At 67.8% G+C, this 25,563-nt stretch carries 25 protein-coding genes; 7 read left to right on the forward strand and 18 right to left on the reverse strand.

All coding sequences use genetic code 11. The features are described from left to right. Positions 1–8: 8 nt before the first annotated feature. The 13 genes from ACWIEX_RS00520 to ACWIEX_RS00580 form a co-directional block, all read right to left on the reverse strand. Positions 9–1,046, reverse strand: a complete 1,038-nt coding sequence (locus ACWIEX_RS00520) for an ABC transporter ATP-binding protein (protein ID WP_454031211.1) — start codon at positions 1,044–1,046, stop codon at positions 9–11. Between the two features lie 158 nt (positions 1,047–1,204). Beyond that, the gene (locus tag ACWIEX_RS00525) at positions 1,205–2,491 is read right to left on the reverse strand and encodes an acyl-CoA thioesterase/bile acid-CoA:amino acid N-acyltransferase family protein (RefSeq protein ID WP_454031212.1); all 1,287 of its coding nucleotides are present in this window, start codon (positions 2,489–2,491) and stop codon (positions 1,205–1,207) included. Positions 2,492–2,501: 10 nt separating this feature from the next. Next, the gene (locus ACWIEX_RS00530) at positions 2,502–4,073 is read right to left on the reverse strand and encodes an ABC transporter substrate-binding protein (RefSeq protein ID WP_454031213.1); all 1,572 of its coding nucleotides are present in this window, start codon (positions 4,071–4,073) and stop codon (positions 2,502–2,504) included. Beyond that, the gene (locus ACWIEX_RS00535) at positions 4,070–5,092 is read right to left on the reverse strand and encodes an ABC transporter ATP-binding protein (RefSeq protein ID WP_454031214.1); all 1,023 of its coding nucleotides are present in this window, start codon (positions 5,090–5,092) and stop codon (positions 4,070–4,072) included. The genes ACWIEX_RS00530 and ACWIEX_RS00535 overlap by 4 nt, the downstream gene beginning before the upstream one ends. Continuing rightward, entirely contained in the window at positions 5,089–6,078 is a 990-nt protein-coding gene (locus ACWIEX_RS00540; protein WP_454031215.1) for an ABC transporter ATP-binding protein, read from the reverse strand. Before ACWIEX_RS00540 ends, ACWIEX_RS00535 begins: the two co-directional genes overlap by 4 nt. Further along, entirely contained in the window at positions 6,075–6,977 is a 903-nt protein-coding gene (locus ACWIEX_RS00545) for an ABC transporter permease (RefSeq protein ID WP_454031216.1), read from the reverse strand. Before ACWIEX_RS00545 ends, ACWIEX_RS00540 begins: the two co-directional genes overlap by 4 nt. Continuing rightward, positions 6,974–7,948: an ABC transporter permease gene (locus ACWIEX_RS00550; RefSeq protein ID WP_454031217.1), complete on the reverse strand. Its 975-nt coding sequence runs from the start codon at positions 7,946–7,948 to the stop codon at positions 6,974–6,976. Before ACWIEX_RS00550 ends, ACWIEX_RS00545 begins: the two co-directional genes overlap by 4 nt. Next, positions 7,948–9,402: a SidA/IucD/PvdA family monooxygenase gene (locus ACWIEX_RS00555; RefSeq protein WP_454031218.1), complete on the reverse strand. Its 1,455-nt coding sequence runs from the start codon at positions 9,400–9,402 to the stop codon at positions 7,948–7,950. The genes ACWIEX_RS00550 and ACWIEX_RS00555 overlap by 1 nt, the downstream gene beginning before the upstream one ends. Beyond that, positions 9,399–10,355, reverse strand: a complete 957-nt coding sequence (locus ACWIEX_RS00560; RefSeq protein WP_454031219.1) for a LysR family transcriptional regulator — start codon at positions 10,353–10,355, stop codon at positions 9,399–9,401. Before ACWIEX_RS00560 ends, ACWIEX_RS00555 begins: the two co-directional genes overlap by 4 nt. Position 10,356: 1 nt before the next feature. Then, entirely contained in the window at positions 10,357–10,938 is a 582-nt protein-coding gene (locus ACWIEX_RS00565) for a peroxidase-related enzyme (RefSeq protein WP_091862095.1), read from the reverse strand. Next, positions 10,935–11,429 (reverse strand): CMD domain-containing protein, encoded by a 495-nt coding sequence (locus ACWIEX_RS00570; protein ID WP_454031220.1) that lies wholly within the window; start codon positions 11,427–11,429, stop codon positions 10,935–10,937. Before ACWIEX_RS00570 ends, ACWIEX_RS00565 begins: the two co-directional genes overlap by 4 nt. Before the next feature lie 117 nt (positions 11,430–11,546). Continuing rightward, complete coding sequence (locus ACWIEX_RS00575; protein WP_454031221.1) at positions 11,547–12,374, reverse strand: copper chaperone; 828 nt, start codon at positions 12,372–12,374, stop codon at positions 11,547–11,549. Further along, on the reverse strand, positions 12,371–13,150 hold the full coding sequence (locus ACWIEX_RS00580) for a DUF899 domain-containing protein (protein ID WP_454031222.1): 780 nt from the start codon (positions 13,148–13,150) through the stop codon (positions 12,371–12,373). The genes ACWIEX_RS00575 and ACWIEX_RS00580 overlap by 4 nt, the downstream gene beginning before the upstream one ends. A 116-nt stretch (positions 13,151–13,266) precedes the next feature. On the opposite strand from ACWIEX_RS00580, the gene ACWIEX_RS00585 reads away from it, so the two are divergent. Together ACWIEX_RS00585 and ACWIEX_RS00590 are read left to right on the forward strand one after the other, a co-directional pair. Beyond that, a complete protein-coding gene (locus tag ACWIEX_RS00585) occupies positions 13,267–14,487 on the forward strand; it encodes a helix-turn-helix domain-containing protein (protein WP_454031223.1) in 1,221 nt (406 codons plus the stop codon). Positions 14,488–14,521: 34 nt separating this feature from the next. After that, a complete protein-coding gene (locus tag ACWIEX_RS00590) occupies positions 14,522–15,160 on the forward strand; it encodes a Vgb family protein (protein WP_454031224.1) in 639 nt (212 codons plus the stop codon). 158 nt (positions 15,161–15,318) lie between these two features. Here ACWIEX_RS00590 and ACWIEX_RS00595 read toward each other — a convergent pair whose 3' ends face one another. Next, positions 15,319–16,482 carry a M20 aminoacylase family protein gene (locus ACWIEX_RS00595; protein ID WP_454031225.1) on the reverse strand — a complete coding sequence of 388 codons (1,164 nt, stop codon included), beginning with the start codon at positions 16,480–16,482 and terminating at the stop codon, positions 15,319–15,321. 105 nt (positions 16,483–16,587) lie between these two features. Continuing rightward, on the reverse strand, positions 16,588–17,535 hold the full coding sequence (locus tag ACWIEX_RS00600; protein ID WP_454031226.1) for a LysR substrate-binding domain-containing protein: 948 nt from the start codon (positions 17,533–17,535) through the stop codon (positions 16,588–16,590). Between the two features lie 128 nt (positions 17,536–17,663). On the opposite strand from ACWIEX_RS00600, the gene ACWIEX_RS00605 reads away from it, so the two are divergent. Next, entirely contained in the window at positions 17,664–18,368 is a 705-nt protein-coding gene (locus tag ACWIEX_RS00605) for an SDR family oxidoreductase (protein WP_454031227.1), read from the forward strand. A gap of 20 nt (positions 18,369–18,388) precedes the next feature. On the opposite strand, the gene ACWIEX_RS00610 is transcribed toward ACWIEX_RS00605, so the two are convergent. From ACWIEX_RS00610 to ACWIEX_RS00620, 3 genes are read right to left on the reverse strand one after another with little or no spacing between them, the layout of a single operon-like run. Beyond that, complete coding sequence (locus tag ACWIEX_RS00610) at positions 18,389–19,906, reverse strand: tripartite tricarboxylate transporter permease (protein WP_454031228.1); 1,518 nt, start codon at positions 19,904–19,906, stop codon at positions 18,389–18,391. Between the two features lies 1 nt (position 19,907). Continuing rightward, the gene (locus tag ACWIEX_RS00615) at positions 19,908–20,333 is read right to left on the reverse strand and encodes a tripartite tricarboxylate transporter TctB family protein (RefSeq protein WP_454031229.1); all 426 of its coding nucleotides are present in this window, start codon (positions 20,331–20,333) and stop codon (positions 19,908–19,910) included. A gap of 46 nt (positions 20,334–20,379) precedes the next feature. Beyond that, positions 20,380–21,351 carry a Bug family tripartite tricarboxylate transporter substrate binding protein gene (locus ACWIEX_RS00620; protein ID WP_454031230.1) on the reverse strand — a complete coding sequence of 324 codons (972 nt, stop codon included), beginning with the start codon at positions 21,349–21,351 and terminating at the stop codon, positions 20,380–20,382. Positions 21,352–21,550: 199 nt separating this feature from the next. Between ACWIEX_RS00620 and ACWIEX_RS00625 the strand changes: the two genes are divergently transcribed. From ACWIEX_RS00625 to ACWIEX_RS00640, 4 genes are all read left to right on the forward strand, one after another. Continuing rightward, positions 21,551–23,002 (forward strand): bifunctional 2-methylcitrate dehydratase/aconitate hydratase, encoded by a 1,452-nt coding sequence (locus tag ACWIEX_RS00625; protein WP_454031231.1) that lies wholly within the window; start codon positions 21,551–21,553, stop codon positions 23,000–23,002. Between the two features lie 6 nt (positions 23,003–23,008). Continuing rightward, the gene (gene prpB, locus ACWIEX_RS00630; protein WP_113586212.1) at positions 23,009–23,941 is read left to right on the forward strand and encodes a methylisocitrate lyase; all 933 of its coding nucleotides are present in this window, start codon (positions 23,009–23,011) and stop codon (positions 23,939–23,941) included. 103 nt (positions 23,942–24,044) lie between these two features. Beyond that, positions 24,045–24,995 (forward strand): Bug family tripartite tricarboxylate transporter substrate binding protein, encoded by a 951-nt coding sequence (locus ACWIEX_RS00635; protein WP_454031232.1) that lies wholly within the window; start codon positions 24,045–24,047, stop codon positions 24,993–24,995. Positions 24,996–25,076: 81 nt separating this feature from the next. Next, positions 25,077–25,562 carry a tripartite tricarboxylate transporter TctB family protein gene (locus tag ACWIEX_RS00640; RefSeq protein ID WP_454031233.1) on the forward strand — a complete coding sequence of 162 codons (486 nt, stop codon included), beginning with the start codon at positions 25,077–25,079 and terminating at the stop codon, positions 25,560–25,562. Position 25,563: the final 1 nt, after the last annotated feature.

Consider the following 25,563-nt stretch of genomic DNA (forward strand, 5'->3'; position numbering starts at 1 on the left):
CGGCCGGTTCAGTTGCGAACCACCTTCCGTTCCGACGCCTGGTCGAACCAGTGCAGCGCCGATTGTGACAACGTGATGTAGACCGCTTCGCCGGCTGTGGCCCGCACCTTGCCGGGCCGCTTGACGATGAAGGAATGCCCGTCGACGCGGGTTTCGAGCAGCGTGTCGGAGCCGAGATATTCGACCGCGACGACATCGGCGGCCATGCCGCGCTCGGTGATCTCGACCATCTCCGGGCGGATGCCAACCGCGAGTCCGGCGGGGTCCAGGTCGTCGGGCGGGGTCGCCACACCGCCCCGCGCCTGCACCGTGGTGAGCGGCAGAACGTTCATCGGCGGCGTGCCAACGAAGCGGGCCGCGAAGATCGTCGCGGGGTTCTCGTAGAGCATGTCCGGTGGGGCATCCTGCTCGATCCGGCCGTTGCGCATCAGCACGACCTGGTCGGCCATGGTCATCGCCTCGACCTGATCATGCGTGACATAGACCATGGTCATGCCGAGCCGCTGCTGCAATTCGCGGATCTCGCGGCGCATCTCCACGCGCAACTGGGCGTCGAGGTTCGAAAGCGGCTCGTCCATCAGGCAGACCGGCGCTTCGGCGACGATGGCGCGGCCGAGCGCGACGCGTTGCTGCTGGCCGCCGGAAAGCTGCGAGGGCTTGCGCTCCAGCAGGGCGGAGAGGCCCAGGATCGAGGCGGCGCGGGCGAGGCGCTCGTCGCGCTCGGCACGCCCGACCTTGCGCACCTTGAGCCCGAACAGGATGTTCTCGGCGACGCTCAGATGCGGGAACAGCGCGTAGTTCTGGAAGACCATGGCGATGCCGCGCTGCGAGGGCGAGGCATGGGTGACGTCGCGCCCGCCGATCGCGATCGTGCCGCCGCTGGTCTCTTCGAGCCCGGCGATGAGCCGCAGCGTCGTCGACTTGCCGCAGCCGGATGGGCCGAGCAGCGCGACGAGATTGCCGCCTTCGACGGTGAAGCTGATCGCATCGACGGCGGCCGCGCCGCCCCAGCTCTTCGAAACCGTCTTCAGCGCTACAGAAACCATTCGCGATCCGGCCAGCCGAGGTCATGTTGAGCCGGCACCGCAGTGGTGCTGCGCCGGCATGGCGTCAGCGGGACATGACGTGAAAATTCTTCCCCGCACAAGAGGCCGTGGCCCGCCGATGGGTGGTCCACAGGTTCGCTCGTGCTGTGGGGTGACTGTCAGCCGGCTTGCCCACCATGGCGCCTGACGAAGGCGAGAGCCGCTTCCCAGGCGCCGGCATTGGCCTCGGCATTGGCGGCCGGCGTGCCGCCCATCGTCGTGGCGATGCCTCTGACCGGGTGGCGATGGGCGATGCGCGTCGCGGGCGTATGAGGAAACAGGATGGAATGGCCGGCTGCCGGCCAGTTCTTCCAGATGACTTCGTGCGGATGCCCGGCCGCGAGCAGACTCGCCTGCACGATCAGCGAATAGAGATCGGAAGGCCAGGCTCCGTCGTCGCCGCCCGAGATGAGGAGGACCGGCCCGGCGATGCGTTCCACCGGGATGCGGGCACGGGCCATGGCGACGGGGTGGGCGAGCGCGGTCCGCATCGCGTCGGCATTGCGGCGCATATCCGTCGCCTCGTCATAGGGCTTCCAGCTCGCCGTGGCGTTGTCCTGCCATTGGTGGTCGAGCGGCTTGCCATTCAAAGTCCAGCAGGGACCGTCGCGGCCGAGGTCCGCAGCCGGATCGGCGGCGGCCTGCCCGCCATGCACGAAGGCGCTCGGCACATAGCCCAGCACCGCCGAGACCTTGTCGGGGAAGGTGGCGCCGAGCAGGAGCGCGAGCTCGCCGCCGCGCGACTGCCCGGCGACGGCGACAAAGTCGTTCTTCGGCCGCACGCGGGCACGCAGCCAGTCGAGGCCACGGGCAAAATACTCAAGCGGCGTGTTGGAGATATATTTCGGCAGGCCGGGCGCGCCGAAATAGCCGAGCGCCAGCGCAGCCACGCCGCGCGAGGCCCAGAGCGCCGCGCGCGGCTCGTTGATGCCGCCGCCCGAGCCGTTCAGGATCATGATCGCCGGATGCGGGCCAGCGCCGGACGGCAGGAACAGCGTCCCGACGAGCCCATCCTCGGCGAGCGGGTGCCGCGTCACGCCGTCCGCCATCAGTGTCTGGCTGAAGCATCCGGTTGCGACGGTCTCACCGCCGATTTTGGCGATGAGCGTGGTTTCGAGCGGGCGGGACAGGTCCGCGGGGAAGAGCTCCCCATTGCCGGTCTGCGCCCAGGTCAGCCCCATACCCGCCGCGCCCTCGTAGTCACCGCGCAAGGGCGCATCGCGTTCGAGGTCGACGCTGCCGTCGGCCTTGGCCGCGAACACCGCCTCCGCGCGCCAGAGATGGCCGTCGCGCGGGGTTTCCGCGGCGATGGTCACCTCCACGCCCGTCGGCAGCCCGGTCAGGACAATCCGGCGGGGTACATCGATCAGGGCGAGGACGGGGCTGATCGCGAAGGCGGCGGGCATGGCAGCGTCCTTACTTGGCCTTGCTGACCTGCATCGCGACGGTGCGGTCGCTATGCCAGGGCACGACCTTCAGGTCCGGCCGGCTCGCCCAGATGTTCTTGTAGTGATAGAGCGGCATGATCCCGACATCGTCCATCACGACCTTGACCGCATCCTTGATGATCGCCTCGCGCTTGGCGTCGTCGAACTCCGCGCTGGCCTTGGCGAGGGCCTCGTCCAGCTTCGGGTTGCTGTAACGACCCCAGTTCGAGGCACCGAGGCCCTTCGAGGCGTTGGCGGTCGCGAGGATCGCGGTCATCGCATAGGTGCCTTCGCCGGTGCCGTTGCCCCAGCCGATCATGCTCATCGCATATTCGTTCTTGTTGGCCGCGCCGGAATAGACCGAGAAGGGCACAACCTCGACCTGCGTCTCGACGCCGATACGGGTCCAGAACTGTGCGATCGCCTGCGCGGTCTCGGGCGCCAGCGGATAGCGCTCGCCCGGCACATGCATGGTCAGCTTGAAGCCGTCGGGATAGCCGGCCTCGGCAAGCAGGGCCTTGGCCTTGTTGGGGTCGAGATCGATCTTGGCGCGGTCGGGATCGTAGCCGAAGCTCCCGGCCGGCATCCACTGCGATGCCACGGTCACGCCGCCGCGAGCCACGCGATCCGCGATCGCCTCGCGGTTGATCGCGATGTTGAGCGCCTTGCGGACGCGGACATCGAGCAGCGGGTTCTTGTCGAGCGGCTTGCCAGCCTTGTCGGTGATGAATTTCGACGGGTTCGGGTTGAAGCTCGGCTGCAGGATCAGGGCGCGCAGGCCCGGATAGGACCAGACCTTGACCTTGGGGTTCTTCTCGAGCTTCTCGATATCGGAGAACGAGACCTTGTCGATGACGTCGACATCGCCCGAGAGCAGGGCGGCCGTGCGCGCCGCCGGGTTGGCGATATAGCGGTAGTTGACCTTGTCCCACTCGGCCTTCGGGCCCCAGAAGCTGTCGTTGCGCTTCATCTCGATGCGGTCGCCCGGCGTATAGCTGACGAAGGCATAGGGGCCGTCGGTGACCATCGCCTTGCCGCTGTTGTAGTCGTCCGTCGTCGCGGTCTGGCCGACATGCTTGCTGACGACATAGATGCTGGAGATGTTGATCGGCAGCAGCGGATCGGGCGCGCGGCTGGTGATCACCAGCGTGTGCGGGTCCTTGATCTCGACCTTCGCGACATTACGCAGGAAGCCCTTGAAGCTGGCGACCGAGCCCGGAACGGCCTGGGCACGCTCATAGGAGAAGACGACATCCTCGGCCGTGACCGGCTTGCCGTCGGTCCAGACCGCGTTCTCGCGCAGCTTGAACTCCCAGGTATTGGGCGCGAGGTTCTTCCAGGAGGCCGCGAGATCGGGGACCACGCCGCCCTCGGTCTTCTGCGCCACGAGGCGCGACCAGAAATGCTGCGAGACCGAATGGTCGCCGGCATGGTTGTTGAGCTGCGGGTCGATCGCCGAGACCGGGTCACCGAAGCCGATGCGCAGGTCTTCCGCATGGGCGGCGCCTGCGGCGAGGCTCAGTGCCGCCGAGAGGGCAAATGTGCTCAGTCTGGTCGTCATGCGATCTCTCCTGTTTGCGCGCGGGCCGGGGCCGCTGCGACGTCGTTGAGGTGGCAGGCAGAACGGTGGCCCGGCACGATTTCGCGCAGGGCGGGTCTTTCGACGCGGCAGCGGTCGAAGGCGGCCGGGCAGCGCGGGTGGAAATGGCAGCCGGGCGGCGGGGCGGCCGGGCTCGGGATTTCGCCCTTCACCGGCGCATAGACGCGCCGCCGCTGCTTCAGGTCGGGGATCTCCGCCAGCAGCCCCTGCGTATAGGGGTGGTTCGGATGGGCGAAGAACCGGGCGGCCGGCGCATCCTCGACGATGCGGCCGAGATACATGATGACGACGCGGTCGGCGATGTGCTGGACGACGCGCAAGTCGTGGCTGATGAAGAGATAGGTCAGGTCGAGCTCGCGCCGGAGCTGCATGAACAGGTTGAGGATCTGCGCCTGGATCGAGACGTCGAGCGAGGCGACCGACTCGTCGCAGACCAGGAAGCGCGGCTGCATGGCCAGCGCGCGGGCGATCGAGATGCGCTGGCGCTGGCCGCCGGAGAACTGGTGCGGGAAGCGCTGGCGATAGACCGGGTCGAGCCCCGCCCGGCGCATCTGCGTGCAGACATAGTCGTCGATCTCGGACCGCGAGGCGATGCCATGGACCAGCGGCGCCTCGCCGATCGCCTCTGCCACCCGCATGCGCGGATTGAGGCTCGCCTGCGGGTCCTGGAAGATCAGTTGCACGTCGCGGTGGACCGAGCGATCGCCCTGCGGATCGCGGCCGAAGACCGCGGCCGTGCCGCCGCTCGGCGGCAGCAGGCCAGCGGCGATGCGCCCGAGCGTCGACTTGCCGGAGCCTGATTCGCCGACGAGCCCGACGAATTCGCCGGTCGGGATGGTCAGGTCGATGCCGTCGAGCGCGTGAATGACGGGCTGCCGCCTGGCGAGATGCAGCTTGACCGCGAGCCCGTCCGCACGGCCGAAGCGGCGGCTCAGATTATGCGTCTCCAGCGCCGGAACGGGGGCGGGTTTCGTCGTCATGCCGCCACCTCGGCCGATGAAGCGGGGCCGGACAGCGGATGGAAGCAGCGCAAACGGTGCGTACCGTCCGTGAAGGCAGGTTGGCGCTCGCAGGCATCATCGCGGCGGGCACAACGCGGCCCGAAGGCGCAGCCCCGGGGTGGGTCGACCATGTCCGGCGTCGTGCCGGGAATCTGCACCAGCATCGCGCCCGGCGCGCTCGCTCCCGGCAGGCTGCCGATCAGCCCGGCCGTATAGGGGTGGCTGGGCTGGTCGAGGACGGCATCGATTCCGCCATGCTCGACGATGCGCCCGGCATACATCACCGCGATCTCGTCGGCGATGCCGGCGATCACCGAGAGGTCATGGGTGATCCAGAGCAGGGCGGTGCCGCTCTCGCGGGTGAGCTGCTGCACCTCGGCCAGGATCTGCGCCTGGATCGAGACGTCGAGCGCGGTGGTCGGCTCGTCCGCGATGATCAGGTCGGGCTTGTTGATCAGCGCGATGGCGATGGCGACGCGCTGCCGCATGCCGCCGGAGAGCTGGTGCGGATAGGCGTCGAGCCGTGCCTCCGGGCTCGGGATGCCCATGGTGCCGAGCAGGTCGCGGGCCCGGCCACGCGCGGTGATGTCGTCGATCACCTCATGCGCCCGGATCGTCTCGATCATCTGCGTGCTGATCCGGAGCACCGGGTTCAGCGTCATCATCGGGTCCTGGAAGACCATGGCGATGCGGTTGCCGCGCAAGGAGCGCATCGCCTCCTCGTCGAGCCGGGTCAGGTCCTGTCCGCGGAAGAAGATCTCGCCGCCGACGACCTGACCGGGCGGGTCGATCAGCCCCATGATCGAGAAGCCGGTGACCGATTTGCCCGAGCCGCTCTCGCCGACGAGGCCGAGCGTCTCGCCGGCCCGCAGGGTGAAGGAGACGTCGCGCACGGCGTCGAGATCGCCGCGATCGGTGCGGAAGCGGGTGCGCAGTTTCCGGACTTCGAGCAGCGGCGCGGTCATTTCAGTGCCCTCGGATCGAGGACTTCGCGCAGGCGGTCGCCGACGAGATTGATCGCGACGATGGCCGCGAGCAGCGTGAGCCCCGGGAAGAAGCTGATCCAGTATTCGCCCGAGAGCATGAACTGGAAGCCGTTGGCGATCAGCAGGCCGAGCGAGGGCTGCGTCACCGGGGCGCCGAGCCCGAGGAAGGACAAGGTCGCCTCCAGTGTGATGGCGCGCGCGACCTGCAAGGCGGCGATGACCAGCAACGGCGGCAGGCAATTGGGCAGGACATGGCGCAGCAGGATGCGCGAGGTCGGCAGGCCCAGCCCTCGTGCGGCTTCGAAATAATCGCGCTTGCGCTCGACCAGCGCCTGGGCGCGGGCGGTGCGGGCATAATAGGCCCATTCCAGCAGCACCAAGGTCAGCACGACATTGCCGATGCCCTTGCCGAGCAGCGCCAGCATCAGGAGCGCGATCAGGATCGAGGGCAGCGACATCAGCAAGTCGACGAGGCGCATGATCAGTGCGTCGATCAGGCCGCCGCTCCAGGCTGCGATCAGCCCGAGCAGGATGCCGATGATGCCGGCGAGCACGGCCGAGCCGACGCCGACCGTGAGGCTCGTTCTGAGGCCGTAGAGGATCGCCGAGAACAGGTCGCGGCCCTGGCCGTCCGTGCCCAGGAGATAGGTGATGTCGCCGCCGGACGATACGGAGCCCGGCGTCATCCGGGCATCGAGCACGTCGATGGCGGCAAGGTCGAACGGGTTCTGCGGCGCGATCTGCGGCGCGAACACGGCGCCGATCACGAGCAGCGTCATCAGGCCGAGCCCGATCCAGGCGGAAGGCGCGCGCAGGAAGCGGCGGAACGCGCTGCTCGATGGACGGCGGGCGGAAGCGGCGGCTGGAACCGTGGTCATGCCGAGGCCTCCTCGCGGACGCGCGGATCGAGGAAGCGGTAGAGGATGTCGACGATGAGGTTGATGATGACGAAGAGCGTCACCACGACCAGCAGGTAGGCCATCACCACCGGCCGATCGAGCGCGTTGATGCTGTCGAGGATGAGCTTGCCGGAGCCCGGCCAGGCGAAGATGCTCTCGGTCACCACCGCAAACGCGATGGTCGAGCCGAGTTCCAGCCCGAGCACCGTCACCAGCGGGATCATGATGTTGCGCAGGATATGCATCATCACGATCCGGCCGCGGCGCAGGCCCTTGGCGCGGGCGAAGCGGACATAGTCGAGCGGTAGAACCTCGCGCACGCCGGCTCGCGTCAGGCGGATCACCAGCGAGACCTTGAACAGCGACAGGTTGATCGCCGGCAAGAGCAGGTGGCGCCAGCCGTTCAGCGTCAGGAACGACCATTCGACCCCGAAGACGCGCACCGTCTCGCCGCGCCCGCTCGCCGGTAGCCAGCCCAGCGAGACGCTGAAGGTCATGATCAGCAGGAGCCCGACCCAGAAGGTCGGCAGCGAGAAGCCGAGGATGCTGCCGGTCTGGATCAGTTTCGAGAGCAGGCGCTCGGGATAGAGCCCGGCATAGAGCCCGAGCGGCACGCCGATGACGACCGCGAAGATCATCGCGGCGAAGGCGAGTTCCAGCGTCGCCGGCAGGCGCTGCAGGATCAGCGTCACCGCCGGCACGTTGTAGACGAAGCTGCGGCCGAGATCGCCCTGCAGGGCGCTGCCCGCGAAGTTGAGGTACTGCTCCCAGAGCGGCCGGTCGAGGCCGAGCCGCGCCACCAGTTCCGCCCGGTCGATCTGGGTCGCGTCCGGCGCCAGCAGGAGGTCGGCGGGGTTGCCGACGGCGTGCAGCCCGAGGAAGACCACGAGCGACATGGCGAAGATCACGAGGAGCGCCTGCGCGACGCGCTGGAGCAGCCACCCGAGCATCAGACCGGCACCTTCACGGGCTCGGGCAGGATCGGTACCCATTCGTCGCCGAAGATCTCCGGCTCGGCATAGTCCTGGCCGCGCTGGAAATGCACCTCGATATCCTCGCGGAACAGGCTCGACGCGATCGCCTGCGACAGCCGCTCGGCGCCGTCGCTGATCGCGGGAATGTCGCCGGAGACCGTACCGTGAGACATCATTGCCGGGTAGCAGAAGCAATGGATGCGCTCGACCCCAGGACAGGTGCCCGGTACCTTCGGCTGGAACTCGAAGGCGGGGCCGAGATCGGGCATGGCACTGAGGCTGGGTTCGGCATCCTCGGGCACGCCGCGATCGATCCAGTTGCGGGCGCAAGCGGCGATCTCCCTGAGGAAGGGCCGGCTGCCCCAGTCGACCTTGAAGCCGGTCGAGAAGATCAGGAAATCGAAGCGCATCGGGCCGGCGCTGGTCTCGACCACGATCTCGTCGCCCTCCATCCGGGCCGAGATCAGCGCGGTGCCCTGCCGGAAGAAGGCGTTCGGGTGGCGCGAGACGCGCAGCACGCTGGCGCGGGGAGGCGGCACCTGCTCGCGGGCGATATAGCTGTTGATCCGCCATTTCCAGGCATCGGGGAGATGGCGATAGCCGGCGATCGAGCCCGGATGGCCCATGCCCTTGCCGCGGTTGATGCGCGGAATGTCGCGGCGGCGGATCAGCAGGTCGACGCTGGCCGCGCCGGCTTCGAGCGCCGTGCCGGCGCTGTCCATCGCCGAGGCACCGGCGCCGATGACGGCGACCCGCTTGCCGCGGAGCTGCGCATAGTCGTTCTCGTCCGAGGAATGGGCCCAGCGCCCGCGCGGCAGGCTCTCGGCGATCTCCGGCACGGCGGGGCCGCCGAGCCCGTCGCGGCCGGTGGCGAGCACGACATGGCGGGCGAGCACGCGCCGGCGGGTGCCGGCGGCGTCGATCTCCAGCGTCGCATGCTCGGGGCCGGGATGGATCATCGCGATCTCATGGCCGTTGCGGACATCGAGAGCGAGAACCTCGCGGAACCAGCGCAGATAGTCCATCCACATCAGCCGCGGAATCTTGTCGAGCGCCTCCCAGGCGGCAGCGCCGAACTGCGCCTCGAACCAGGCGCGGAAGGTCAGCGAGGGAATGCCGAGCGCCGGTCCCGTCAGGGTCTTGGGCGAGCGCAGCGTCTCCATCCGCGCCGTGGTCGCCCAAGGGCCTTCGAAGCCCTGCGGGCGGCGGTCGAAATTGACGGCACGCAGGCCGAGATTGCGGAAAGCCGCGGCAGCGGCAAGCCCGGCCATGCCGGCGCCTATGATCGCGACGTCGAGCACCGGTTCGCCGCCGACGCTTGTCTCCGGAACCCAAGGAGCGGCCGGCAGGGTCAAGAGTTCGAGTTCGCGGGCGACGCGGCGGTTCAGCGCCTCCAGCCCTTCCGGCGTCTCGGCCTGTTTCGTCGTCACAGCCGCGTTTCCTGTTTGGTCAGCGAGGCGAGGAGCGCCTGGTGCTCTTCGGGCGGGATCAGGGTGAAATCGGCGATCCGCTTCTGCGCACTCGTCTTGAGCGCGGCGATCAGGTCGCGTGCCTTGTAGGAGATGGTGACGCCGCGCGCGGTCACCACGCCGAAGCAATAGGGGATCGAGGTCGCCAGCGGCAGGATGCGGATGCCCGGCGTCGGGTTGCCGGTCAGCGTCAGCGGCTCGACGATCGCGATGCCCGCGCCGGCCCGGATGAAGGAGAGCACGTTCATGGTCGAGGTCGTGCGGATCCGGACCCGGACATCGACGCCGGCCGTGTGGAGCGCCGCGCGAATTCGCGCCGGAAAGCCTCGGCGTAGCGACATGCCGACGAGGTCCCGCCCCGACAAGGCATGGAGATCGATGGGTCCTTCGACCTGAGCGAGCGGGTCGGTCTCGGGCACGGCGAGCACGCAAGGCGCGGTGCCCAGCCATTCGAGCGCGAGATCGCGATGCAGCAAGGGCGCGCTGGTGGCGCCAAGCTGCGCGTTGCCGGAGATCACCGCGTTCTGCACGCGGTCGGGATTCTCGACCTCGATCGCGAGCCGTGGCGCATCCGCTCCGTTCCAGGCATCGGTGAGCAGGCCGAAGGCGAGCGACGAAACCGCCGATATCCGGATCGGCGGCTCGGCCTCGCCGATCACCTCGCGGGCGCGTTCCCACAGGTTGACGAAGCCGGCCAGTGCCCGCTCGACATCGTCGCGCAGCACCATGCCGTTCTGCGTCAGCACCAGGCGCTGGCCGACGCGCTCGAACAGCGGCTGGCCGAGATCGCGCTCCAGCTCCTGGATCATCCGGCTGACCGAAGGCTGGGACACACCCAGATGCTTCGCCGCGGCCGTGACGCTGCCGAGCGAGGCGACCTGCAGATAGGCTTCGAGGATCTTGAGACGGCTCATCTCACCCGTCTTTGCGGACGGGGTCGCCGAGGATGTGCATCAGCCGGTTGGCCCAGCCGAACAGCGCCGTGGACAGGATGAGGTCGACGATCTCGGCCTCGTCCAGCCCCGCTTCCCGCAAGCGGGCGGTGTCGGCCTCGGTCACGGCCGGCGGCGATTGCGAGAGCTTCACCGAATAGTCGAAGATCGCCTGGTCGCGCGGGCCGAGCCTGGCCTTCTCGCCATTGGCGAAGAGTTCATCGGTGACGGCAGTGTCCTTGCTGAGCTGCGCGTGGCGGGCGGCATGTACGGCTGCGCAGTAGATGCAGCGGTTGACCACCGAGGCGCCGATCGCCCCGAGCTCGCGCTCGGCCCGGCTCAGTCCGCCGGGGTCGTACATGATCCCGTTGAACAGCGGCGAGCGCACGTTGAGCGTCTCCGGATCATGCGCCAGCACCAGCACGTAATCCGAGACCTTGGTGTTGGAGGGCGTAACCTTCAGCGCGTCGAGCTGTTCGGGGCTCGCCTTGGCGAGGTCGACCGGGGTGACCCGCGGCTGCCAGTCCGGCACGTTGCGGGTGAAGCGATGCACGACCCGGCTCATGCGGAAGCTCCCTTGAGGGCCGCAAGCCCGGCGAGGACACGGCACTGATAGCTCATGAAGGCGTTGAGTTCGCAGAGCCGCACGATATCGGCATCAGTCACGCCGGCCGCCTTGAGCCCGTCGATCTCCTCGGCCTGCACAGCGCGCGGCTGGGTCGCGACCCGATCCATGAAGGTGATGACACTGCGCTCGCGGGGCTCGCGCCCGGCCTCGGCGGGGTCGGCGAGGCTGCGCAAGGCCGGATCGGCCACGGGTGCGAGATAATGCGCGGCGAGCTCCGGCAATGCGTTCAGCGTCGCGATCCGGGCGGCAACGGCGCGGCGCCATCCGGAGGGAAAGCCGCCCGCGTCGCGCGGGTCGATCACCGCGCTTTCGGCCTGCCGGCTCATCTCGAAGATATTGCTGCGCGATTGCGCGGCGGCCGATGCGGCGGCGCCGATCCAGGGAGAGGCCTCAGGGTTGGCGGGTTGAGCCATGGCGATCCCTTTCATGCATCAACTCCACTGATTGATACCTTCTGCGAATGAAGCAACGAATTTGCGCTGCGTCAAGGAGCTTTGCCGGCGCCGAACTAAACTGGTCGCCATGGGCGTTCTGCGGCGAGCCGTTCATCCGAGCACTTGCACGAACAGAAGCAGCCCGGCGGCAGCCATGAGGGCGCCGATGGCCTCCGCGACGCGTGTTTCCGCCGGCAACACGCGCTCGGCCGTGATGGCGATCGTCACGCCGGCCATCAGGCGCAGATCCATGAGGCCGCCCGCAGTCAGCGCCGCCATCGGGCCGAGACAGGACAGGCAGCAGCGCAGGCCGAGAATGGCGCCTGCCCCTGCGGCCGCAATCGCGCCGGGAGGAGTCTCCGATGCGCGGGGAGCCGCATGGCAATCCGCCAGCAGCCGCGCTTTCCAGTGCGAAGCCTGTGCAAGTCCGGCGATCAGGATCGCCACCGCCCCCGCTATCGGGCCGAGGCGTCCGAGCGAGGGAAATTGGAGTGCTGCCTGGGCCAGGCTTGCGCCGAGCAGGAAGGTGAGCAGGCCGAAGCCGGTCCAGACGGCGAAATAGCTGGTGCCCGTCAGCCCGGCGAGCCCGCCGGGCCAGTTGGCACCGGCTGCGAACGAAGCCTTCCGATAGCGCCACAGCGCCGGTGTCAGCGAAGGCAGCATCATCGCGATCATCATCACGAGCCACATGCCGAGGAAGCAGGCAGCGGTCTCGAACCAGGACTGGCCGCAGAGCGGCAGCCAGATTCCCGAGACCAGCCAGCCGCCGGCCATCGGCATCGCGCCCATGGACTCCATCGCCGCGCTGGACAGGATCGTGACGATGGCTGCGACGGCGAAGATCAGGGCCGTCGTCCCGAAGAATATGGGCGCAGCCCCGCGCCCGGTCTCTCGACCGGACGCAGGGCTCGTCTCGCAACCTGTCCGGGTCGCGTTCACGACACGGCTTGGCGGGCGGCGTAGCGGTCGCGATGGAGCCACCACGGGCCCTGCGCCTCGTTGCGGCCCTTCGGCGCCCGGTCGAGCCAGGCATACATGCCCCAGACGCCGTCCACGCCGCGCGAATAGCTGGAATAGGTGTGGTAGATCGCGCCGTCCTCGCGGATGAAGGCGCTCAGGCCCGGCCGGTCGCGATGATAGGTGGGGACGTCGACCCCGGACATCCCGGCGAGCGAGCGCTCGATCTCGTTGCCGGAGGTCCGCCACTCGAATTTCGGCTGGTGACGGAAATTGTAGTCGATGCCCCGCGTCCGCTCCTGCATTTCGGTGAAGGAGACGTTGTAGTCGAAATTGAAGTCGCTCTCGCCCGACGAGGCCCAAGGGAAGCTCCAGCCCATCCGCTCCCGGAAGCCGAGGAGCTTCTCGATCGGCGCCCGCGAGACCGCCCAGAGCATCACGTCGTGATTGGCGAGATGGGTGGTCGAGCCGTTGAACCCGTCGGCGATCGCCGAGCAGGACGGGCAGCCCGCCTTGTAGTCCGGCCCGAACATGAAATGGTAGACGAGGAGCTGCGAGCGCCCCTGGAAGAGCTCGGCGAGCGAGGCGTCGCCCTGCTCGGTCTGGAAGAGATAATCCTTCTCGACCTTGACCCAGGGCAGCGCTTGCCGCCGTTCGGCAAGGGCGTCGCCCTGCCGCGTATACGCCTTCTCGGCCTCCAGCAGTTCGAGCCGGGCGGCAAGCCATTCCTCGCGTGTTCCGATCGCATGACTGGTCATGGTGTTTCACTCCTGTCGCCAGATGTCCGCACCGCTTCGACACTCGATGCGGCGTCGCGATCGGTGGTAAGGCGGAGGCGGCAGACGGTGGGAGTGACAAGTTTGGCGGGATTCCGATGGACTCGCTGATCACGGCGGCGGCCCAGGCTTTGGCGAAGGGCGACCCGTTGGGTGCGCTGAACCGCGTTGCCTTGCGCGATGACGCGCCTGCGCTGGCGCTGCGCGGCATCGCGATGGCCCAGCTTGGCGATTTCGCCCGTGCCAAGGTTTTGCTGCGCCGCGCCGGCCGCGCCTTCGGGCCGAAAGAGGCGGTCGCACGCGCTCGCTGCACCGTCGCCGAAGCCGAAATCGCCCTGGCGGCGCGCGATCTCGGCTGGCCGCCCGGCAGGCTCGATGAAGCCGCCGCGGTGCTCGAAGCCCATGGCGACCGGCAGAATGCCGCGCATGCGCGCCTGCTCGACATTCGCCGCCTGCTGCTGATCGGCCGGCTCGACCACGCGGGTAAGCGGCTCACCGGCATCGATCCCGCGCGGCTTCCGGCGCCGTTACGGGCTGTCCACGGATTGGCAAGCGCCGGCATCGCCTTGCGCAGGGTCGAAGCGCGAAACGCACAGTCCGCGCTGGCGGAAGCGCGAGAGGCAGCCGGTCGCGCCAGAATCCCGGCGCTGATCGCCGAGGTGGAAGCTGCAACCCGACTGCTTGAGGAGCCGGCTGCGCGCCTGATCGCTGACGGCGTCGAGCGCCCCTTGCTGCTCGACGAGATCGAGGAGCTGCAGGCATCGCAGGCGCTGATCGTCGATGCCTGCCGCAATGCCGTGCGTGACCGCAACAACGCGGTTTCGCTGGCGACGCGCCCCGTGCTCTTCGCCCTGTTGCGGACGTTGGCCGAAGCCTGGCCGATGGATGCGCCCCGCGATGTGCTGATTGCCGCCGCCTTCGGCTCGCGCTTCACCGATGAATCACACCGGGCAAGGCTGCGCGTCGAGATCGGCCGCCTGCGCGCGGCATTGCGGCCGCTGGCACGGATCAGCGCAACCGGGCGCGGCTTCATCATCGCCCCGCGCCGCGCGAACGGGATCGCGATGCTGGCACGCCCGATCGAGGAGAAGCACGCCACGGTGCTCGCCCTCATGACTGACGGCGAGGCATGGTCGAGCTCTGCTCTGGCGCTGGCGCTCGGATCGAGCCAGCGCAGCGTCCAGCGCGCGCTCGATACCCTCGCCGAGGCCGGCAAGGTCCAGTCTTTCGGGCAGGCGCGGGCGCGCCGCTGGGTGATGCCGCCCATGCCGGGTTTCGCGACGAGTTTGTTACTCACGGTGTCCTGGCCGGCTGGCTAGGGTCCAGCATCGCAACAGACGCAGGAGCCAGGTTATGACGATCGCAAACGCCGATATCACCCGTACTTACGGCCCGTTTCCAGGTGTCGAGAAGGTCCATGGCGTCAGCTTCGACGGCGCCAATGTCTGGTTCGCCTCCGGCGACCGGCTGAACGCGCTCGATACCGCCAGCGGCGAGGTCATCCGCACCATCGACGTCCCCGCCCATGCCGGCACGGCCTTCGACGGCACGCATCTCTTCCAGATCGCCGAGGACCGCATCCAGAAGATCGATCCGCGGACCGGCTCGGTGCTCGGCACGATTCCGGCGCCCGGCAAGGGCGGCGATTCCGGGCTCGCCTGGGCCGAGGGCTCGCTCTGGGTCGGCCATTACCGCGAGCGCAAGATTCATCAGGTCGACCCGGCCACGGGCAAGGTGCTGCGCAGCATCGAGACCAACCGCTTCGTCACCGGCGTGACCTGGGTCGACGGCGAATTGTGGCACGGCACCTGGGAAGACGACGAGTGCGAATTGCGCCGGATCGACCCCACATCCGGCAAGACCCTGGATGCGCTCGCCATGCCGCCCGGTGTCGGCCTCTCCGGGCTGGAATCGGACGGCGCCGGGCTGTTCTATTGCGGCGATGGCGGCAAGAGCACGCTGCGGGCCGTGCGCCGGCCGAAGCGCGCCTGAGCTTTGGGGCATGAGCCTGTTCGAGACCTGTTGAGGCGAGATCAGGCTTATGTCTACGCCGGTCGGCGTAGGGGTTGGTTCCATACATCACAGGATGTTCGGAAGGCTCTTCCCCGAGCGGCGGCTGCGGGAAAGATTTCGTCTCTCGCGAGGCCAGTTCAGCCCTCGGGCAACCTGTGCCTGATGATCCCGGCATGGAAGCGGGCGCCGTGGATCAGGCCGCGATCGTCGAAATCATAGGACGGGTTGTGCAGCGGCGCCGAGCCCTCGCCATTGCCGACATAGGCGAAGCAGCCGGGGACATGGTCGAGGAAGCGGGCGAAATCCTCCGAGCCCGTCATCGGCTCCGAGGCCGTCGCGACATTGGCTTCGCCGAGCACGGTCCGGGCAGCGGCGAGCGCCTCCTGCGAGAGCGCCGCGTCGTTCACCAGCGGCACGAATTCGCGCGTATAGGTCAATTCGGGGCTGAGATTGTAGCTCTCGGCCGTGCCGCGCGCGATGATGCCCATCTGGCGCTCGATCGCCGCGCTGACCTCGGGGCGGAAGCTGCGGGCATCGCCAAGGATGCGCGCCGTTCCCGGCAGCGCGTTGCGGGTGCCGTCGGTCAGCAGTTCGGTGACCGAGACGACGGCGATATCCGCCGGACTCAGCCGGCGCGAGACGATGGTCTGGAGCTGCATCACCAGCGCGCAGGCGGCGACCAGCACCTCGCTGCCGGCATGGGGTTTTGCCGCATGGCCGCCGACGCCCTTCAGCACGATCTCGAAATTATCCTCGGCCGACATGAACGCGCCGGCGCGCGTCTGGAAGCGCCCGATTTCGAGGCCGGGCATGTTGTGCAGGCCGTAGATTTCCTCGAACGGGAAGCGCTCCATCAGCCCGTCATCGAGCATGGCGAGCGCGCCGCGGCCCCATTCTTCCGCCGGCTGGAACAGAAAACGCACGGTGCCGTCGAAGCCGCCTTCCTCCGCCAGCAGCCTGGCCGCGCCGAGCAGCATCGCGGTATGGCCGTCATGGCCGCAGGCATGCATCACGCCGGGTGACTGCGAGCGATAGGGCTGCTCGCTCTGCTCGGTAATGCGCAATGCATCCATATCGGCCCGCAAGGCGATGGCGCGGTTGCCGCTGCCACGCTTCAGCGTCCCGACGACGCCGGTGCCCCCGACGCCCTCGACGACCTCGTCCAGGCCGAATTCGCGCAGCTTTGCGGCGACAAAGGCGGCCGTCCGCTTCTCCTCGAAGCCGAATTCGGGATGGGCGTGCAGGTGGCGGCGCCATTCGGTCATCTGCGACTGGAGAGCGTCGAGATCAAGCTTGGGCATCGGAGCGGCCTCGCTTCACAGGGATGCGAAGGGATAGAGTAGATGCGCCGAAAGAAGCGCTGCAATCCTGTCGACCGGATGCAAATTTGTTGCGCGAGCCTGAGGCTATCCGTTGCGTGTGTTCGGTTGCGGGCCAGGCGCGGGTCCCAACCGGGCAGGGCGGCTGCCTGCTGCGGCCTCGACAAGCCAGCGGCACACCTCCTCGACCGGGCCCGGGTGCCTTGGTTTGCGCGGGAAAACCATATGGAAGCCGGCATCGACCGGCAGTTCCGCTGCAAGGACGCGGGCCAATCGGCCTGACGCGATATCGTGGGCGACGAGGAAAAGGCTTGCCAGGGCGAGGCCCTGCCCAGCGATCGCAGCCTCGACCGCGAGCGAGGTCTGGTTGAAGCGCACATTCTGTCCCGACGCGGGCGCCCCGGCCGGGAATGCCTTGCCGAGGAAGGCCGGCCAGAAGTCATGGGCATCGTGCAGCAGCGGATAGCGCGCGAAGTTCCGGAGCTCGCCGGGATCGCCGAGTTTCTCGATGAGCAGGGGGCTGCCGATGGCGATGACGGTCTGCTCGTGCAGCAGTTCCGCATTCAGCCCCGGCCCGAATGGCGGCTGCCCGAGCCGGACCGCGAGATCGACGTCATCCGTCTCGAAATTGGAGAGGCGGTCGGTGGCGACGATCCGCAGGTCGATCGTGGGATGGGCGGCCGTGAAGTCGGTAAGGCGCGGTATGAGCCAGCGTGAGGCCAGGCTCGGCGTGACGCTGATCGTAAGGCGCTGCGGCTCGGCGCGAAGCTCCCGCGTCGCTTCCGCGATCAGCTCGAAGGCGCGCCGGATTTTGGCGGCATATTGCTGGCCGGCCTCCGTCGGCTCCAGGCCCTGGGGGCGGCGCAGGAAGAGCTTCAGCCCAAGCTCGGCCTCGAGACCGCGGATGAGTTGCGCGACGGCGCCTTGCGTCACCCCGATTTCCTCGGCGGCGAGCCGGAAATTCAGATGGCGGGACACGACCTCGAAAACGCGGAGGCCGTTCAGCGGTGGCAAGCGACGGGAGGATGAGGGCATGCAATAGTTTTTCTACTGTATTCGCTGTGTGGAACTGGTTCGCCGCGCGGCGTTGCCGATGCTAGAAGGCGGGTGGACAATCACTCCGCTGCAGCCCTGGCTGCTGCGGCATCGAACCGGAGGATAGCATGTCGGTAGAAAAAGTGGCTCTGGTCACAGCGGGCGGAAGCGGTATGGGCGCTGCGGCGGCAAAGCGTCTGGCGGCGGATGGTTTTGCTGTCGCCATCCTCTCCTCCTCGGGCAAGGGCGAGGCGCTGGCCGCCGAGCTCGGCGGCATCGGCGTCACCGGCTCCAACCAGTCGAACGACGACCTGAAGCGCCTGGTCGATCTCGCCATGGAGCGCTGGGGGCGCGTCGACGCCCTCGTCAACAGCGCCGGCCACGGGCCGCGCGCGCCGATCCTCGACATCACCGACGAGGACTGGCACCGCGGTATGGATACCTACCTCCTCAACGTCATCCGGCCGGTCAGGCTGGTGACGCCGATCATGCAGCGCCAGAAGGCCGGCTCGATCGTCAATATCTCGACGGCCTGGGCCTTCGAGCCGAGCGCGATGTTCCCGACCTCGGCGGTGTTCCGGGCGGGACTGGCCTCCTTCACCAAGATTTTCGCGGACAATTATGCGGCCGACAATATCCGCATGAACAACGTGCTGCCCGGCTGGATCGACAGCTTGCCGGCGACCGAGGAGCGGCGGCAGGGCGTGCCGATGCAGCGTTACGGCACCAGCGCCGAGATCGCCGGCACCGTCGCCTTCCTGGCCTCGAAGGACGCGGCCTATATCACCGGCCAGAACCTGCGCGTCGACGGTGGCGTCACCCGCTCGATCTGAGCCTTATTCCCGGGCGCCGTTCAGGCGCCCGGCTTTCCGGCCTCGGCCACCGGCACGACCGGATGAAGCTTTGGCTTGCGGATCAATGGCAGGCCGATCGCAACGATCGCCAGCAGCCAGAGAATGATGCTGGTCGGCGTCGAGAACAGGATCTCGTAGCCGCCATCCGAGAGCGACAAAGCCCGCCGGAAATTGTCCTCCAGCAATCGCGCCAGCACGAAGGCGAGCATCAGCGGGATCAGCGGAATGCCGACCTTGCGCAGGATATAGGCGAGGATGCCGATGCCGGTCGTGATGATCAGCTCGAAGGCTGAGTTCGAGACGGCGTAGACGCCGGCATAGGACAAGGCGAGGATGCCGGGATAGAGGATCCAGGCAGGCACCAGCAGCAGGCGCGCGAACAGTCCGACCAGTGGCAGGTTCAGCACCAGCAGCATCAGGTTGCCGATATACATCGAGGCGATCAGGCCCCAGGCGACCTCGGGCCGCTGGGTGAACAGCAGCGGGCCGGGCGTGATCGAATACATCATGAAGGCGCCGAGCATCACGGCGGTGGTACCGGAGCCCGGAATGCCGAGCGCCAGCATCGGCACCATCGAGGCGGTCTGCGCGGCGTTATCCGCGGTTTCGGGCGCTGCCAGGCCGCGCATGTCGCCCTTGCCGAAGCTGCCCTCGTCGGAGACGCGCTTCTCGGCGGTATAGGCCATCGCGGAGGCGACCGAGGCGCCGGTGCCGGGCAGCACGCCGAGGAAGAAGCCGATGCCGGTCGCGCGCAGCATCGCCGGCGTGCAGAACAGGATTTCCCGGAACGTCAGGCGCGCCCCGTCGCCGGTGCGCGAGACGGTGCCGCTGATCATCCCCTCCGCCAGCATCAGGATTTCGGCGACCGCGAAGAGGCCGATGGTCAGGCTGGTGAAGTCGATGCCGCCCAGGAGTTCGAGCGAGCCGAAGGTGAAACGCTCGACGCCGGTGCCGCCATCGATTCCGACCATGGCGAGCAGGAGCCCGAGCGCGACCGCGATCCAGGTCTTGACCGCCTTGCCCTCGCTCATCGTGCCGAGCAGCGCGAAGGACAACACCATCAGCGCCACGTAATCGGCCGGGCCGAAGGACAGCGCGAGCCGCGCCAGCGGCACGGCGAGGAAGGTCATCAGGACGACGGCGCTGGTGCCGCCGACGAAGCTGCCGATGCCGCTGATCGCCAGCGCCGCCGCGCCGCGCCCGGATTTGGCCAGCGGATAGCCGTCGAGCGTCGTCATCACCAGGCCGGGATCGCCGGGGATATTGAGCAGGATCGAGGAGATGCGGCCGCCATAGCCGCTGCCGTAATAGAGTCCGGCGAGCAGGATCAGCGCCGTCTCCGGCGGCAGTTTCAGCGCGAAGCAGAGCGGCAGCAGCAGGGCGACGGCATTGATCGGCCCGATGCCCGGCAACGCACCGATCGCGGTGCCGAGCGCGACGCCGGCAAAGGCGACGGCAAGGTTGAGCGGGGTGAGCGCGACCTCGAAGCCGGCGATGAGGGCGGCGAATGCGTCCATCTCAGATCCCCAGCGGCCCGCGCGGCAATGGCAGGTCGAGCACCTTGTCGAGCAGCACGAAGAAGACGATGGCGGTGGCCACGGCCGAGGCCGCCGCCGGCAATGGCCGCGCGTGGAAGGCCAGCGCGGCCACGAAGCAGAGCAGAGCGGTGGCCGCGATGAAGCCGATCGGCAGCAGGAGCAGCGGGTAGATCAGGCTCGCCACGAGCACGGCGAGCGCGCGCGGCCATGTCCCGAACTCCAGCGCGACCGTTCCGGGGCGCAGCATCAGGATGGCTCCGCCCAGGATCAGGACGGCGCCGGTGATCGTCGGAAACATGCGCGGCCCGACGGGATCGGCCGCGAAGGGCACATGCAGGGTCTGCGCGTGCCAGATCGCGCCCGCGCCGAGCAACGCACAGATCAACCCGACCAGGCGATCGATCATGATCTCCTCCCGTCCTGTTCCCTTGGCTTGGCGAAAGGCTTCTGCCTTACTTGGCCAGGCCGACCTCGGCGGCCAGCGCCCGGAAGTCGGAGGTCCGCTTCTTGGCGAAGGCGTCGAACTCGGTGCCGACCATGCTGAACTCGAACAGGCCCTGCTCGCCGCGCGCCTTCTGCCAGCGCGGATCGGCGTTGAGCTTGGTCAGAATGCCGGTCCAGTAGGCATAGGACGCTTCCGGTGCCTTCGGCGGCGCATAGAAGCCGCGCACGATCGGCCATTGCACGTCGTAGCCCTGTTCCTTGGCGGTCGGGACTTCGGCGAAGGCGCCCGGCAGGCGCTTCTCCGAGAAGGTCGCGAGCAGGCGGATCTCGCCGGCCTCTAATTGGCCGCGCACCTCGGAGGCATCGCCGGGGAAGAGGTCGATATGACCGCCGATCAGGGCGCCGATCGCCTCACCGCCACCTTCATAGGCGAGGTAGCGCATCTTGCGCGGATCGACGCCGGCCGCCTTCAGCACCAGCGCCGGCTTCATCCAGTCCTGGCTGCCGACCGTGCCGCCGGCGCCGACCTTGACCGAAGTCGGGTCCTTCTTCAGGGCCTCGACCACGTCGGCCAGCGTCTTGAAGCGGCTGTCCTTGCGCACGGCGAGCACGCCGTAATCGGCACCGATCGCGCCGAGCCAGCGCACGTCGGATTCGCTGAAGCGGCCGAACTTGCCCTGGGCGAGATTGACCCATGAACCGGTCGAGACCGCGACGATGACATTGGGATCGGCGGCGCGCTGCGCCTGGATGTTGTTATAGGCGACGGCGCCGATGCCACCCGGCATGTTGGTGGTGCGGATCGACGGGCCGACCAGCCCGGTCTCGTTGAGCACGCGGCTGGTCAAACGGCAGGTCAGGTCGAAGCCGCCGCCGGGCGCGGCGGGGGCGATGCATTCCGGGTTCTGCGGCTGGAAGTCCTGCGCGTGGACGGTTGCCGAGAGCAGCAGCGCGCAGCAGGTGGCGATCGTTGTTCTCATGGCGTTCCTCCCAAATTCTGCCTGCGGTGGCGGGTTGGCGTCGCTATCCGGGCTCTTGCCAGCCCTGTTCGATTGTCGACAATTTTTAGATTAGCGAACCGGAACCGCTTGTCAAACGGGCGGGTCGATGTAATTTGTGTCGACAATAAGCGCCGGCCAGGACGAAAAGGCGGGCGATCGATGCGAGGAACGGCCGAAAATGGCGACATTCAACAACAATGAGCGTCCGGCTCCGGACGGCGTGCTGGTCGATATCGCCGACTATGTGCTGAACTACCGCGTCGAGAGCAGCCTCGCCTACGAGACCGCCCGCAACTGCCTGATCGACACGATGGGCTGCGGGATGGAGGCGCTCGAATACCCTGCCTGCACCAAGCTGCTCGGCCCCGTCGTTCCCGGCACAGTCGTGCCGAACGGCGCCCGCGTGCCCGGCACGCCCTACCAGCTCGATCCGATCCAGGCGGCCTTCAATTTCGGCACGATGATCCGCTGGCTCGATTTCAACGATTGCTGGCTCGCGGCCGAATGGGGCCATCCATCCGACAATCTCGGCGGTATCCTCGCCGTCGCCGACTGGCTCTCGCGCACCGCGATCGCGGCCGGCAAGGCGCCATTGACGATGCGCGACGTGCTGACCGCGATGATCAAGGCGCACGAGATCCAGGGCTGCCTGGCGCTGGAGAACGCCTTCAACAAGGTCGGCATCGACCATGTCATCCTGGTCAAGGTCGCCTCGACGGCGGTCGTCGCCGGCATGCTCGGGCTCGACCGCGACGAGATCGTCAACGCGCTCTCGCTCGCCTTCGTCGATGGCCAGGCGCTACGCACCTATCGCCACGCCCCCAATGCCGGCTCGCGCAAGAGCTGGGCGGCGGGCGATGCCACCAGCCGCGCCGTCAGGCTCGCCCTGATCGCCCGCACCGGCGAGATGGGCTACCCCTCGGCGCTGTCGGCCAAGACCTGGGGCTTCTACGACGCCTCGTTCCGCGGCCAGAGCTTCAAGTTCCAGCGCCCCTACGGCTCCTATGTGATGGAGCATGTGCTGTTCAAGATTTCCTACCCGGCCGAGTTCCACTCGCAGACCGCGGTCGAGGCCGCGATGACGCTGCACGATCAGCTCAAGGCGATGGGCCGCAGCAGCGACGACATCGCCTCGATCAAGATCCGCACGCACGAGGCCTGCATCCGCATCATCGACAAGCGCGGCCCGCTGCATAATCCGGCCGATCGCGACCACACCATCCAGTACATGGTCGCCGTGCCCTTCATCTTCGGCCGCCTCACCGCCGCCGATTACGAGGATGATATCGCCGCCGATCCCCGCATCGATGCGCTGCGCGATAAGATCGAGTGCGTCGAGGACCCGGGCTTCACCAAGGACTATCACGACCCCGATAAGCGCTCGATCGCCAACGGCATGACGGTGACGCTGAAGGACGGCACGGTATTGCCCGAGCTCGTGGTCGAATACCCGATCGGCCACAAGCGCCGCCGCGCTGACGGCATCCCGCTGCTCGAAGCCAAGTTCCGCACCAATCTCGCCCGTCGTTTCGTCGAGAAGCGTCAGCGCCAGATCCTCGACGTCTCCCTGGATCAGGCGAAGCTCGAGGCGATCTCGGTCAACGATTACGTCGATCTCTACTGCAGCTGAGTGCCCATGCCCTATCTCGTCGCCTCCGATCTTCCCTCCGAGCCGGCCGGCCAGCGCTTCCGGGCGCTGGTCGAGCGCGGCGGCATCGCCCGCCTGCCCGGCGCCCATAACGGCATGGCCGCGATTCAGGCCAGGATGGCCGGCTTCGAGGGCTTGTATCTGTCGGGCGCGGCGATGACCGCCTCGATGGGCATCCCCGATCTTGGCATGATCACCGTCGACGAGGTCGCCTTCTTCATCCGCCAGATCGCGCGGGCCTCCGGCCTGCCGCTGCTGGTCGATGGCGATACCGGCTATGGCGAGGCGCTCAACGTGATGCACATGGTGCGTGTCTTCGAGGATGCGGGCGCCGGCGCGGTCCATATCGAGGATCAGCTCCTGCCCAAGAAATGCGGCCATCTCAACGACAAGAAGCTCGCCGACGCCCATGATATGGCGGCAAAGGTCGCTGCCGCCGTGAAGGCGCGCCGCCATCTCTACGTGATCGCCCGCACCGATGCCGCCGCGAGCGAGGGCATCGACGGCGCGGTCGCCCGTGCGAAGCTCTATCTTGAGGCCGGTGCGGACGCGATCTTCCCGGAGGCCCTGACCACGGCCGAGATGTTCCGCGAATTCGCGCGCCGTGTGCCCGGTGTGCCGTTGCTCGCCAACATGACCGAGTTCGGCCGCACGCCGTTCTTCACCGCCTCCGAATTCGAGGCGATGGGCTATCGCATGGTGATCTGGCCGGTTTCCTCGCTGCGTGTCGCCAACAAGGCGCAGGAAAAGCTCTACGCCGCACTTGCCCGCGACGGCAGCACCCATGCCATGGTCGAGCAGATGCAGACGCGGGTCGAGCTCTACAAGACGATCGGCCTCGCCGATTACGAAGCTTTGGACGCCTCGATCGTCGCGACCATCGCGCCGGAAGGCATGCCGCAGCGCGAGCGCAGCGCATGAGGACACCAGGTGCCGGAATGATCCGGCATCCGAACCGCGGATGACGCGGCAAGAGAACGACCAGCCGAAACAGGCGGCGTAACGACAACGGGAGGAAATGGAAATGCTGAAGCGTTTGACGATGGCCGGCGTTCTGGCTTTGGGGCTCGGCGCCGGCACGGCCCTGGCTGAACCGGCGAAGGTGATGATTCCCGCCAATCCCGGCGGTGGCTGGGACGGAGCCGGGCGCCACACCATGGCGGCCTTCGCCCAGTCCAAGGTCTTCACGGACGGCGCGTCCTTCACCAACAAGGGCGGTGCTGCCGGCACGATCGGCCTCGCCGAATTCGTCCGCACCGCGAAGGGCGATGACAACGCCCTGCTGGTCACAGGCGTCATCATGGTCGGCGGCGTCATCACCAACCAGACGCCGGTCTCGCTCAAGGACACGACGCCGCTCTTGCGCCTGACCAACGAGTACAACGCCATCGCCGTGCCCGCGAACTCGCCGATCAAGACGCCGGCGGACTTCATTGCCGCGCTCAAGGCCGATCCCGGCGCGCTCTCCGTCGGCGGCGGCTCGGCCGGCGGCGCCGACCATGTCATGCTGGCGCTGCTCGCCAAACATGCCGGTGCGCCGGTCTCGAAGATCAACTTCGTCGCCTTCTCCGGCGGCGAGATCCTGGCTGCGCTCGGCGGCGGCAAGATCAAGGCGGCGATCTCCGGCGCTTCGGAATTCCGCGCCTTCGCCGAATCCGGCCGCATCCGCATCATTGCGACCTCCGGCCCGACGCGGGTCGAGGGCCTCAACGCCCCGACGCTGAAGGAAGCCGGCATCCCGGTCGAGGTCGGCAACTGGCGCGGTTTCGTCGGTGCGCCCGGCATGAGCGACGCCGCCAAGAAGACCTGGCTCGACCGCTTCGCCAAGCTCCATGCCACCAAGGAGTGGAAGGAGACGCTGAAGACGCAAGGCTGGGAGGACGCCTATCTGCCGGGCGATGCCTTCGACGCCTTCCTCAAGAGCGAGGACGCCAACTGGACGAGCGCGCTCAAGGAAGTCGGCATCCTGAAATAGCCTTCGACGAAGCCAGGCGGCGTGCGTAAGCGCGCCGCCCGCGGTCCATCGCGAAAGGGCAGGGCAAGGCAGATGTCGTCGATGAAGAACGATTCGGCTGCGGCCGGCGGCGGGCGGCCCTGGTGGCTCGGGCTCGCCATTGTGGTCATGGGCGCGCTTTGGCTCAATGGCGCGCGCGGCATTGCCTCGACCACCAATTATGTCGGCCTTGGGCCGGCTGCGATCGTGCTCGCCGTCGGACTCGTCCTTGTCCTGCTCGGCTTCCTGCTGATCATGCAGGCGCTGAAGGGGCAGTTGGCGCCGCCCAGTGAGGACGAGGAGGAGGCGCCGTTTTCCCGTCCCGCCTTCCTGATGGCGTTGGCCGGCGTCGGCGTGCCGCTGTTGACGATCCGCTGGCTCGGGTTTCCGTTCAGCGCGATGCTGGCCTTCACGCTGGTGACCCACGCTTTCGGCTCGCGCCGCACCCTGCTCGATCTTGCGATCGGCGCAACGATCGCCAGTCTCGCCTGGCTCGGCTTCTCCCGCCTCGGCATCAGCCTTGGCCCCTTCTTTCCGCTGCTGGGCTAAA

Source organism: Allobosea sp. NPDC055353, assembly GCF_053644975.1.